Raw genomic sequence first — 12,356 nt, forward strand, 5'->3', positions numbered from 1 at the left:
AACTGAGATGTCTGAGGCCCAAGGGCCTCTTCGATGACCGAGACATTGGAATTCGACGACACTGGCTTGGACCGCTGGACCGACGACGAGCGGTTCGACGTGACCCAGGACCGCCTGGCCGAGTACGCCGGGGCCACGAACGACCCCATCGAAGCGCACCGTCGAGGGGACGTTGCGCCACCGGTATTCGCGATCGTCCCCGTCTTCGAGGCCTTACTCACCCCGGCGGTCGACGTGATGCCGGTCGAGGCCATCCCGCGGATCGTCCACGGCGAACAGGACTTCCACTTCCACCGGCCGATCCGCCCAGGGGACAAGCTCGTCTCGCGGGGGAAGATGATCGGATACCAAGGGCTGGAGAAGGGCACTCGTGCCGCGATCCTGCTCGAATGTCGCACCGAGGACGGTGAACTGGTCAATGAGCAGTACGTCACGACGTTCGTGCGGGGCATGTCGGTCGGCAAGACGATCGGCGAACTGAGCCCCGACCACAAATTCGACGACAAACTGCGCGAACAGGCGCCGGTGGCCAAGGTCGTGCAGCACATCGACACCGACCAAACCTTCCGCTACTCGCCTGCGGCCGGTGACCCGATGCCGATCCACCTCGACGAGGAGCTGGCCAGGGACGCCGGTCTGCCCGGCATCATCGCGCACGGGCTGTGCACCATGGCGTTTACGTCGTGGGCGGTGCTCACCGAGCTCGCCGGCTCGGATGTCAACCGGCTCAAGCGGTTCGCGGTCCGATTTTCCAAGCCGGTGCTGCCCGGCGACGACCTGGAAACGCGGGTCTGGGATGTCAGCAGCGCCGGCGGGACCACCAGCTATGCGTTCGAGACGGCGCGCGGTGATGATGCCGGCCAGGAATGGGTCATCACCGACGGGCTGGCAGTAATAGTCGACTGACAACGAGGGAGTCCTGTCAATGGGTGCATTAGAAGGCCGGGTCGCGGTGATCACCGGCGCGGGGCGTGGCATCGGGCGCGAACACGCACTGCTGTTCGCGAAAGAAGGGGCCAAGGTCGTCGTCAACGACCTCGGCGGCGACAATGCCGGCCAAGGCGCCGACAGCGGCCCGGCCCGCGACGTGGTGGAGGAAATCACCGCGGCCGGTGGCACGGCCGTCGCCAGCACCGAGAACGTCGCGACTTGGAGCGGTGCGGAAAGCGTTGTGCTACAAGCTATCGCTGAGTTCGGCCGACTCGACATCTTGGTCAACAACGCCGGCATCCTGCGAGATTCGTTCATCGCCGGTATGGAGGAATCGCATTGGGACGCGGTGATTGCCGTGCATTTGAAGGGCCATTTCGCGATGCTGCGGCACGCCGCTGCCTACTGGAAGGCGCAATCCAAGGCCGGTGATCAACCCAACGCCGCGGTGATCAACACCGCATCGGGTTCCGGGGTGACACTGCCGAATGCCGGCCAGGCCAACTACGGTTCGGCCAAAGCGGGAATCGCGGCCATGACGCTGATCGCCGCCGAGGAACTGGAACGCTACGGCGTGCGGGTGAACGCGATCGCGCCGATCGCCCGCACCCGGCTGACGTTGGCCACCCCCGGGATGGGTTCGCTGATGGCCGACGCCCTTGCCGGTCAACGAGAGGGCGAGATCGACCTGTTCAGTCCCGCGAACATCTCGCCGCTGGTGGCCTACCTGGCGACGGAGAAGTGCCCGATCACCGGCAAGGTGTACGCGGTTCAGGGCGGGGCGATTTCGGCGCTGTCCGGCTGGCACGATGTCGACACGATCGAGACCGACGGTCCGTGGTTGATCGACGATATCGCTAGCCGCCTACCGCAATAACAACCGTCGCTCAGGAGCAGATGATGTTCGAATGGTCCGACACCGATCTGATCATGCGCGACACGGTGCGCGAGTTCATCGACAAGGAGATCCGGCCGCAGCTGGACGCATTGGAAACCGGTGAACTGTCGCCGTATCCCATCGCGCGCAAGCTATTCAGTGAGTTCGGCCTGGACGTGCTGGCCGCCGAAGCCGTCAAGACGATGCTCGACAAGGAGCGGGCCAAGGAAGCGGCGGTTGATGGCGGTGAGCCGCGCGGCGAGAAGCGGTCATCAGCCGGATTGGGAGATCTGGGTGCCCAGGCGTCGATGGCCGCCGTGTTGGTGTCCGAACTCGCCGGCGTGAGCATCGGATTGCTCAGCACGATCGGCGTCAGCCTGGGCCTGGGTGCGGCGACGATCATGGGTCGCGGCACGCTCGCGCAAAAGGACCGCTGGCTACCGGAATTGATGACGCTCGACAAAATCGCGGCGTGGGCGATCACCGAACCCGACTCCGGCTCGGATGCCTTCGGCGGGATGAAGACCACGGTTCGGCGGGATGGCGACCAAGAAGGGGCCTACCTGCTCAACGGACAGAAGACGTTCATCACCAACGGCCCGTACGCCGATGTGCTGATCGTCTACGCCAAACTCGATGACGGCTCCGTGGACCGCCGCAGCCGACCGGTGTTGCCGCTCGTGCTCGACGCCGGCATGCCGGGGCTGACGCAGGGCAAGCCGTTCAAGAAGATGGGCATGATGTCGTCGCCGACCGGCGAATTGTTCTTCGACAACGTCCGGCTGACTCCCGACCGATTGCTCGGCGAGACCGAGCAGCCCAGCGGCGGGGACGGTCGGGAAAGCGCACGGGCGAACTTCGCCGCCGAACGACTCGGCGTCGCGCTGATGGCATTGGGAATCATCAACGAATGCCACCGGCGCTGCATCGACTACGCCAAAACCCGCACCCTGTGGGGCCAAAACATCGGTCAATTCCAGCTCATCCAGCTGAAGCTGGCCAAGATGGAAGTCGCGCGGATCAACGTGCAGAACATGGTGTTTCAAACGCTGGAGAAGATGCAGGCGGGCCGGGTGCCTTCGCTGGCCGAGGCATCGGCGATCAAGCTGTACTCCTCCGAGGCCGCCACCGATGTCGCGATGGAGGCCGTGCAACTCTTCGGCGGTAACGGCTACATGGCCGAGTACCGGGTCGAACAGCTGGCCCGCGACGCCAAGTCGTTGATGATCTACGCCGGCAGCAATGAGGTGCAGGTAACCCATATCGCCAAGGGCCTGCTCGCCGGATGAGCGCGCGGACGGCGGCAAAAACCCTGCAGCGCGGCTCGCTCGCGGTGGTCGACCGGCTGAGCCATGTTTCGATCTCGCGGCTGGCGTTCAACGCGGTGCTCAACGTCCTGGTGTCGCAACAATGGCTGTTCGCGGCGGTGCGCCCGGCGGCCGACTATCTGATCGCCCGAACCACCCCGGTGGTCCCCGGCGTTCACGTCGAGCCGGTCTCGGCACCGGTGCCGGGGGAGTGGGTGTGGGCGCCGCAGGCCGACGACGGTGTCGGCGCGATCCTGGTGCTGCATGGCAGCGGCTACCTGATCTGCTCGTCGCGCACACATCGCGGGTTCGCGTCGCATCTGTCCAAATACTCCGGCATGCCGGCCTTCGCCATCGATTACCGGCTGGCGCCCGAACATCCGTTTCCGGCGGCCGAGGACGACGCGTTCGCCGCATATCGTTGGCTCCTTGCGCAGGGACACGATCCCGCCAAGCTCGTCGTCGCGGGCGACTCGGCCGGTGGCCACCTGGCGGTCGCGCTTGCCCTGCGGCTGCGTAGCGAAGGGCTGCCCGCTCCGGCAGCGCTCGCCCTGTTCGGACCGCTGATCGATCCGGCATACCGGGCCTCGAGTGCCGACGCGCGTATCCGGAGTCAGCCGCTCGATCCGCGTGCCGCCGCCCGCGCCGTCGCGCTATACGTGGGTGGCCATGACGCCGAGGACCCGCGGCTGTGCCTGTTGAACGCCGACCTGTCCGATCTGCCGCCAGTCCAGATGCATTACGGTACAAGGGAAGTCATGCGTGCCGACGCGGAGGCGTTCGCCGCGCAAGTGGTCGCATCGGGTGGTCGCTGTGAAGAGCAGGTGTGGCCGGGTCTGATGCATGGCTATTGGCTCTGGCCGCGTGATCAAGGGTGGACCAGCCTCAAGGAGGCTGGACTTTTTCTGCGCAACGCGGTCGCCGAAGCCGACGCCGCGTCGTGAACAGCGTGCCGGGTCGCTACTGCGCTACCATCCAGATCGCTTGTGCGGCGGGGCTTCCCAAGTCGACCGTGGTGGGCACGCCGTCGGCCGATTCGACCGCCACGGAGATCATCCCGGCGAATTCGCGGCGGGTCAGGACCCGCAGCCGCGAGTCGAGGCTGATACCGATGCTGTCGAAGTAGCGCAGCATCTCGGGGTCTTTGTCGGATATCCGCGCCACCGTACCGGTGTCACCGTCGGAGCATGACCACAGCTGGCGAGCCGGCGGCGTGGGCACCTGCCCGTCGGAGCCCGGGATCGGGTCACCGTGCGGATCGCGCTGGGGGAAGCCCAGCTTGGCGTCGATACGCGCCACCAGCCGGTCGGAGACCGCGTGCTCGAGCACCTCGGCCTCGTCGTGCACTTCGTCCCAGCTGTAGCCAAGCTCCTTGACCAGGAAGGCCTCCAGTAGTCGGTGGCGACGGACCATCGCCAGCGCAGCCCGACGTCCCGACTCGGTCAGCGTGACCGCGCCGTACTTCTCGTGGTCGACCAGACCCTGCTCGGCGAGTTTGCGAATGGATTCCGAGGCGGTGCTGGCGGACACCCCGAGCTTCTCGGCCAGCATCTTGGTGCTGACCTTGTCCAGCGACCACTCCTGGGCGTTCCAGATGACTTTCAGATAGTCCTGGGCAACCGCGGTGAGCTCGTTGGGCTCGTCGGCAGTGCGCACAACGGAAGTTTAAGCAATCCTCACCTGATCTGCGGCGCTCGCACGACTACCCGCTACCTGGCGCCGTAGGCTGACGGTTGTGCAACGGTGGCGCGGCCAGGACGAGATACCCACGGACTGGGGACGATGTGTGCTCACCATCGGAGTGTTCGACGGGCTGCACCGCGGACACGCCGAGCTGATCGAGCACGCGGTGAAATCGGGCACCGCACGTGGTGTGCCGACCGTGCTGATGACGTTTGACCCGCATCCAATGGAAGTGGTTCACCCCGGCAGCCACCCCGCTCAGCTGACGACGCTGACCCGACGCGCCGAGCTGGCCGAGGAGTTCGGCATCGATGTGTTTCTGGTGATGCCGTTCACCACGAATTTCATGAAGCTCACGCCGGAGCGCTACGTCCACGAATTGCTGGTGGAAAACCTGCACGTGGTGGAAGTCGTGGTGGGTGAGAATTTCACCTTCGGCAAAAAGGCCGGCGGCACCGTCGACACGCTGCGCCGCGCCGGCGAGCGGTTCGGTTTCGCGGTGGAGTCGATGTCACTGGTTTCCGAGCACCACAACACCGAAACCGTGACGTTCTCGTCGACGTACATCCGGGCCTGCGTGGACGCCGGAGACGTGGTAGCGGCGGCCGAGGCGTTGGGCCGTCCACATCGTGTTGAAGGCGTGGTGGTGCGCGGCGACGGGCGGGGCACCGAGATGGGCTTCCCCACCGCCAACGTGGCGCCGCCGATGTATTCGGCCATCCCGGCCGACGGCGTGTATGCCGCGTGGTTCACCGTTCTCGGGCACGGACCCGTGACGGGCACCGTGGTGCCGGGCGAGCGCTACCAGGCGGCGGTTTCGGTGGGCACCAATCCGACCTTCTCCGGACGCACCCGCACGGTCGAGGCGTTTGTGCTCGACACCGCCGCCGATCTGTACGGCCAGCATGTGGCGCTGGACTTCGTCGCGCGTATCCGCGGACAGAAGAAGTTCGGATCGGTGAAGGATCTCGTCGCCGCCATGGGCACCGACACCGAGCGCGCCCGCTCCTTGTTGTCCGCGGGCTGACCTGCGGGTTCAGGTTCACCGGGCGCTCGCTGCTAGACTCCCCGACGACACGGCGCGTGCTGCAGTTCGCGGTGGCCGCAGCCTGGATCGACGATCGCGGACCGATTGATGGAGATATTTCGTGGCGCTGACTGCCGAGCAAAAAAAGGAAATCCTGGGCTCTTACGGCCTGCATGGGACCGACACCGGATCCCCTGAGGCGCAGGTTGCCCTGCTGACCAGGCGGATCGCCGACTTGACCGAGCACCTCAAGGTGCACAAGCACGACCACCACTCGCGGCGAGGTCTGCTGCTGTTGGTGGGACGCCGTCGCCGGCTGCTGAAATACGTGGCCCAGATCGACGTGGAGCGTTACCGCTCGCTGATCGAGCGGCTGGGTCTGCGCCGCTGACCGCGGCCCGCGGAGTTTGATTGCCCGAGGTGCCCCCTCGCCGCTGCGCGGCTGGGGGTGCCCACCCCGGGCCACTTCGCAGCCCGCATCGTTGTCGGGCGGGTAGGAATCGCCAGGTCGGCGTGTAGAGTGAGGACGTTCTGGGCCGTATCGGCCCGAGCAGGTGCGGCGCGCGCGATCCGCGCGCACCGTCCCAGCGAGTCACAAACCCATATCGGGGCCTGCATCGCGCGGTCTTCGGTAGTGGCTGCCGGGCTCCCGAACCGGGGCAGGTCGGCGGCTTCGATCGACGGCCGTCGCCGCATCCAGGCCCTGGAACCTCCGGGTTTAGCGTGACCACGCGAAACAGCTGAATAAACCCAGAGAGGCCGCACGGACTTCCATGTCTGTAGCTGAAATTGACCAAGGCGTGTTCGAAGCGATCGCCATCATTGACAACGGGAGCTTCGGTTCCCGCACCATCCGTTTTGAGACCGGCCGGTTGGCGTTGCAAGCCGCCGGCGCCGTCGTCGCCTACCTCGACGACGAGACCATGCTGCTGTCGGCCACCACTGCCAGCAAGAGCCCCAAAGAGCAATTCGACTTCTTTCCGCTGACCGTCGACGTCGAGGAGCGGATGTATGCCGCGGGCCGCATCCCCGGCTCGTTCTTCCGTCGCGAGGGCCGGCCGTCCACCGACGCGATCCTGACCTGCCGGCTCATCGACCGGCCGCTGCGCCCGTCGTTCGTCAACGGCTTGCGCAACGAGATCCAGGTCGTGGTGACGATCCTGAGCCTGGATCCCAACGAGCTCTACGACGTGGTGGCCATCAACGCCGCATCCGCTTCCACCCAGCTGGCCGGCCTGCCGTTCTCCGGCCCGGTCGGCGGCGTCCGGGTGGCGCTGATTGACGGCACCTGGGTGGCATTCCCGACGGTCGAGCAGGCCGAGCGGGCGGTGTTCGACATGGTGGTAGCCGGGCGCGTGGTGTCCGGTGGCGGCGAGAACGCCGACGTGGCCATCATGATGGTCGAGGCCGAGGCCACCGATAAGGTCATCGAACTGATTGCGGGTGGTGCGCAGGCGCCCACGGAAAGCGTTGTGGCTGAAGGCCTGGAGGCCGCCAAGCCGTTCATCGCCGCGCTGTGCGCCGCGCAGCAGGAACTTGCCGACGCGGCCGCGAAGCCGACCGGCGATTACCCGGTGTTCCCCGACTACGGCGACGACGTGTACTACTCGGTCTCCTCGGTGGCCACCGAGGAGCTGTCCGCCGCGCTGACGATCTCCGGCAAGGACGAACGCAACACCCGCACCGACGAGATCAAGGCCGAGGTGCTCGAGCGGCTGGCCGACACCTACGCGGGTCGAGAGAAAGAGGTCGGCGCGGCATTCCGCGCGCTGACCAAGAAGCTTGTGCGACAGCGCATCCTGAGCGACCACTTCCGCATCGACGGCCGCGGCATCACCGACATCCGCGCACTGTCGGCCGAAGTCGCGGTGGTGCCGCGGGCGCACGGCAGCGCGCTGTTCGAGCGCGGCGAAACCCAGATCCTGGGTGTGACCACCCTCGACATGGTCAAGATGGCTCAGCAGATCGACTCGCTGGGACCCGAGACCTCCAAGCGGTACATGCACCACTACAACTTCCCGCCGTTCTCCACCGGGGAAACCGGTCGGGTCGGCTCGCCCAAGCGGCGCGAGATCGGCCACGGCGCACTGGCGGAACGAGCACTGATCCCGGTGCTGCCCAGCGTTGAGGAATTCCCGTACGCGATCCGTCAGGTCTCAGAGGCCTTGAGCTCCAACGGTTCCACCTCGATGGGCTCGGTGTGCGCTTCGACGCTGGCGCTGCTGAACGCCGGGGTTCCGCTCAAGGCGCCGGTGGCCGGCATCGCGATGGGCCTGGTGTCCGACGACGTCGAGGTCGAAGGCGGAGGCACCGAGCGCCGGTTCGTCACGCTGACCGACATCCTGGGCGCGGAAGACGCGTTCGGCGACATGGACTTCAAGTGCGCCGGCACCAAGGACTTCGTCACCGCCCTGCAACTGGACACCAAGCTCGACGGGATCCCGTCCAAGGTGCTGGCCGGCGCGCTCGCGCAGGCCAAAGACGCCCGGCTGACCATCTTGGAGGTGATGGCCGAAGCCATCGACAAACCCGACGAGATGAGCCCGTATGCGCCGCGGGTCACCACGATCAAGGTGCCGGTGGACAAGATCGGTGAGGTCATCGGCCCCAAGGGCAAGATCATCAACGCCATCACCGAGGAAACCGGCGCGCAGATCTCGATCGAGGACGACGGCACCGTGTTCGTCGGCGCCACCGACGGACCTTCGGCACAGGCCGCGATCGACCGGATCAACGCGATCGCCAACCCGCAGCTGCCCAAGACCGGCGAGCGATTCCTCGGAACGGTGGTCAAGACCACCGACTTCGGTGCGTTCGTGTCGCTGCTGCCGGGTCGCGATGGGCTCGTGCACATCTCCAAACTCGGCAGGGGCAAGCGCATCGCGAAGGTCGAGGATGTCGTCAACGTCGGCGACAAGTTGCGCGTGGAAATCGCCGACATCGACAAGCGCGGCAAGATCTCGTTGGTACTCGTCGCCGAAGAAGTCGGAGAATCCGGCGACGGTGACGCAGCACCTGCCTCGGAGACCGCGGAAGCCGACTCGTCGGCTTCTCAGCGGGCCGACCACCAGCCCGCATCGTCGCCGACGGAAGCCGATGCCGCAACGGCCAGCAGTTAGCCCGGGGACGCAGCCGCTGCGACGCGGCCGCCATAGCGCCGAGCCGTCTTCGGCGTTCCGCCGCACCACCCTGCCCGGGGGGTTGCGAATCGTCACCGAATACCTTCCGGCGGTGCACTCCGCGTCGGTCGGGGTTTGGGTGGGCGTCGGATCGCGCGACGAGGGTGCAACCGTGGCCGGCGCCGCACACTTCCTCGAGCATCTGCTGTTCAAGTCCACCCCGACGCGGACGGCTGTCGACATCGCGCAGGCGATGGACGCAGTCGGCGGCGAGCTGAACGCGTTCACCGCCAAGGAGCACACCTGCTACTACGCGCATGTGCTCGACAGCGATCTGGAGCTGGCCGTCGACCTGGTCGCTGACGTGGTGCTCAACGGGCGTTGCGCGACCGACGATGTCGAGCTCGAGCGTGACGTCGTGCTCGAGGAGATCGCCATGCGTGACGACGACCCCGAGGACGCACTGGGCGACATGTTCTTGGGCGCGCTGTTCGGTGACCACCCGGTGGGCCGTCCGGTCATCGGCAGCGTGCAATCGGTGTCGGCGATGACGCGCGCTCAACTGCACTCGTTTCACGTGCGGCGCTATACACCCGAGCGGATGGTCGTCGCCGTGGCGGGCAACGTCGACCACGATGACGTGGTGGCGTTGGTCCGCGAGCACTTTGGGCCGCGGTTGATCAGGGGTCGGCGGCCGATGCCGCCGCGCAAGGGCACCGGCCGGATCGTCGGTCGCCCGCGGTTGACGTTGGCCAACCGGAACGCAGAGCAGACGCACGTCTGTCTGGGGGTGCGCACGCCTGGCCGGCATTGGAAGCACCGCTGGGCCCTTTTGGTGCTCAACACCGCGCTCGGCGGTGGCTTGAGTTCGCGCTTGTTCCAACAGGTTCGGGAATCCCGCGGGTTGGCGTACTCGGTCTACTCGTCGTTGGACATGTTCTCCGACAGCGGCGCGCTGTCGGTGTACGCCGCGTGCCTGCCCGAGCGTTTCGGCGAAGTCGCGCGGGTGACCACCGACGTGCTCGAGACGGTGGCGCGCGACGGCATTACCGAGGCGGAATGCCGTATCGCGAAGGGTTCGCTGCGCGGCGGGCTGGTGCTCGGCTTGGAGGACTCCAATTCCCGGATGAACCGCATCGGCCGAAGCGAACTCAACTACGCTGAGCACCGAAGTATCGACCGCACCCTGCAGGAGCTCGACGAGGTCACCGTGGACGAGGTTAATGCGGCGGCCCGCCAGCTACTGGGTAAGCCCTACGGCGTGGCCGTTCTTGGCCCACACCAGTCGAAAAGGTCGCTGCCGGGGCAGCTTCGGGCGATAGCGGGGTAACGCCATGGTACTGGGGTTCTGGGATCTCGACGTGCCCATCGTGGGCGCTCCGATGGCGGGTGGCGCGGGTACGCCGGCGCTGGCGGCAGCGGTGTCGAACGCGGGCGGTCTTGGTTGCCTCGCGAGTGGCTATGTGAGTCCGGAACGCCTCGCCGACGACATCGCAGCCGCCCGCGCAGCGACCACCGGCCCGATTGGCGTCAACCTGTTTGTGCCACAGCCCAGCGTCGCCGATGTCTATCAGCTCAACCACTACGCGGAGGCGCTCGACGAGCTCGCCGAGCACTATGGGGTCGACGTGGGTTACCCCAACTTCGGTGACGACGACGGGTGGCAGCAAAAACTCGAGGTGGTCGCCGACCTACGGCCCGAGATGGTGTCGTTCACCTTCGGCGCCCCGCCACCGGACGTCATGCGATGGTTCGGTGCGCTGGGAATGCTGCTTTTCAACACCGTGACATCGGCTTACGAGGCAGGAGTGGCCCTCGCCGCCGGTGCGGACGGCCTGATCGTCCAGGGCCCGGATGCCGGTGGGCACCGCGGCACCTTTGCACCGGACATGGACCCCGGCACCGAGGCGTTGCACGTGTTGCTCGCCCGGATTCGCCGCCACGCGCGTGACGTTCCGCTCATTGCGGCCGGCGGAATCGGCAGCACCGAAGACGTGGCCGCCGTCATCAACAGGGGAGCGGTCGCCGCGCAGGTCGGCACCGCGCTGCTGCTCGCCGACGAAGCCGGCACCAACGCCGCACACCGCGCCGCTCTGCAGCATCCGGAGTTCATCAGCACCGTTGTCACTCGGGCCTTCTCGGGCCGGTACGCGCGCGGTCTGGAGAACGACTTCACCCGGCTGTTCGACGACGTGGCGCCGCTGGGCTACCCCGAGGTCAACCAGATGACCTCGCCGATCCGCAGGGCGTCGGCCGCTCTGGACGACCCGCACGGCACCAATCTGTGGGCGGGAACGGCGTACCGGGCGGCCACCGTTGGGCCGGCAAAGGACATCGTCAAGACGCTCGGCGACGTCTAGCCGGCGGGTCCTACCGAGGGCGTGCGCGGTGCCCACGGCTTGGCCCCTTCCAGTTGGCTTGCCACCCGAAGCAGGACGTCCTCGCGTCCATATGCGGCCGCCAACTGCACGCCGACCGGCAGCCCGTCTTCGGTCCACTCGACGGGCACGTTGATCGCGGGCTGGCCGCTCATGTTGAACGCCGGGGTGAACGGGATGAACTGGCCCGACCGTTCCATCGCATCCATCGGGTGATCGGGATTGTTGCCGATGGTTCCGAGCGGCAGCGGAAGCTCGGCCACCGTCGGTGTGAGCAACAGATCCCAGCCATCGGCCCACCAGGACTGCAGCGCCCGGCGGAAGTGGGTGGTGGCCGATAGCGCGAGTGCATAGTCGACGGCGCTGATGTGCGCGGCGAACTCGGCCTGGACGCGGTTCATGGGTTCGAACTCGTCCTCGCCGAGCGCCCGTCCGAGTTGTTCCTCGAACCGTCGCAGGCTGACACCCACGTTCGTGCTCCACATGGCTCCGAAGCGCAGGCTGAGCCCGGTGTCCTCGAGTGCTGGGGGCCACGCCGGTTCGACCGCATGGCCGAAGGATTCGAGCAACGTGGCGACGGAACGCGCGGCCGCTGTGCACTCGGGTGCGACGGCTCCGCCTTGCGGATGGTGGTCGAGCAGGCCGATGCGTAACCGGCCCGGGTCGGCACCAACCTCCTCGACATACGGGCGCGAAGGGGCGGGCGCGATCACCGTGTCGCCGATGCCGGGTCCCCGAACGGCGTCGAGCAGTGTCGCCGTGTCGCGCACCGTACGGCTCACGCAAAGTTCGACTGACAGCGCAGTCTCGTCGCGGATCGGGCCCAGCGTGATCCTGCCCTGACTGGGTTTCAGACCCACCAGCCCGCAACACGAAGCGGGAATTCGTATCGAGCCGCCACCATCGCTGGCGTGCGCGAACGGGACCATGCCACTGGCGACGGCGGCTGCTGCGCCGCCGCTCGATCCGCCGGGTGAGCGACTGAGGTCCCACGGGTTGTGCGTTGCGCCCCAGGCGAGCGGCTCGGTGGTCGGC

At 66.8% G+C, this 12,356-nt stretch carries 11 protein-coding genes; 9 read left to right on the top strand and 2 right to left on the bottom strand.

Translation table 11 applies throughout. The annotated features are described in order from the left end of the window. Positions 1-33: 33 nt before the first annotated feature. The 4 genes from VNW74_RS15810 to VNW74_RS15825 are packed head-to-tail and all read left to right on the top strand — an operon-like array spanning position 34 to position 4,058. Positions 34-906 carry a MaoC/PaaZ C-terminal domain-containing protein gene (locus VNW74_RS15810; protein WP_325678422.1) on the top strand — a complete coding sequence of 291 codons (873 nt, stop codon included), beginning with the start codon at positions 34-36 and terminating at the stop codon, positions 904-906. Between the two features lie 19 nt (positions 907-925). Continuing rightward, positions 926-1,807, top strand: a complete 882-nt coding sequence (locus VNW74_RS15815; RefSeq protein WP_325678423.1) for an SDR family oxidoreductase — start codon at positions 926-928, stop codon at positions 1,805-1,807. 23 nt (positions 1,808-1,830) lie between these two features. Then, entirely contained in the window at positions 1,831-3,096 is a 1,266-nt protein-coding gene (locus VNW74_RS15820; protein WP_325678425.1) for an acyl-CoA dehydrogenase family protein, read from the top strand. Next, positions 3,093-4,058, top strand: a complete 966-nt coding sequence (locus VNW74_RS15825) for an alpha/beta hydrolase (RefSeq protein WP_325678427.1) — start codon at positions 3,093-3,095, stop codon at positions 4,056-4,058. The genes VNW74_RS15820 and VNW74_RS15825 overlap by 4 nt, the downstream gene beginning before the upstream one ends. Before the next feature lie 16 nt (positions 4,059-4,074). On the opposite strand, the gene mntR is transcribed toward VNW74_RS15825, so the two are convergent. Further along, positions 4,075-4,770 (bottom strand): manganese-binding transcriptional regulator MntR, encoded by a 696-nt coding sequence (gene mntR, locus VNW74_RS15830; RefSeq protein WP_325678429.1) that lies wholly within the window; start codon positions 4,768-4,770, stop codon positions 4,075-4,077. Positions 4,771-4,849: 79 nt separating this feature from the next. Here mntR and VNW74_RS15835 point away from each other — a divergent pair, with 79 nt between their 5' ends. The 5 genes from VNW74_RS15835 to VNW74_RS15855 all read left to right on the top strand — a co-directional run bounded on the left by VNW74_RS15835 (position 4,850) and on the right by VNW74_RS15855 (position 11,303). Further along, the gene (locus VNW74_RS15835) at positions 4,850-5,824 is read left to right on the top strand and encodes a bifunctional riboflavin kinase/FAD synthetase (RefSeq protein WP_325678431.1); all 975 of its coding nucleotides are present in this window, start codon (positions 4,850-4,852) and stop codon (positions 5,822-5,824) included. A gap of 121 nt (positions 5,825-5,945) precedes the next feature. Continuing rightward, positions 5,946-6,215 (top strand): 30S ribosomal protein S15, encoded by a 270-nt coding sequence (gene rpsO / locus VNW74_RS15840; protein WP_219065472.1) that lies wholly within the window; start codon positions 5,946-5,948, stop codon positions 6,213-6,215. Between the two features lie 382 nt (positions 6,216-6,597). Beyond that, complete coding sequence (locus VNW74_RS15845; RefSeq protein WP_325678433.1) at positions 6,598-8,943, top strand: polyribonucleotide nucleotidyltransferase; 2,346 nt, start codon at positions 6,598-6,600, stop codon at positions 8,941-8,943. Further along, the gene (locus tag VNW74_RS15850; protein ID WP_325678434.1) at positions 8,921-10,273 is read left to right on the top strand and encodes a pitrilysin family protein; all 1,353 of its coding nucleotides are present in this window, start codon (positions 8,921-8,923) and stop codon (positions 10,271-10,273) included. Before VNW74_RS15845 ends, VNW74_RS15850 begins: the two co-directional genes overlap by 23 nt. A 4-nt stretch (positions 10,274-10,277) precedes the next feature. Further along, entirely contained in the window at positions 10,278-11,303 is a 1,026-nt protein-coding gene (locus VNW74_RS15855; RefSeq protein WP_325678435.1) for a nitronate monooxygenase, read from the top strand. On the opposite strand, the gene VNW74_RS15860 is transcribed toward VNW74_RS15855, so the two are convergent. After that, positions 11,300-12,356 (bottom strand): amidase (locus tag VNW74_RS15860; protein ID WP_325678436.1); only part of this gene is annotated, 1,057 nt, incomplete at its 5' end. The genes VNW74_RS15855 and VNW74_RS15860 overlap by 4 nt on opposite strands.

The organism is Mycobacterium sp., assembly GCF_035570115.1.
GTDB lineage: Bacteria > Actinomycetota > Actinomycetes > Mycobacteriales > Mycobacteriaceae > Mycobacterium.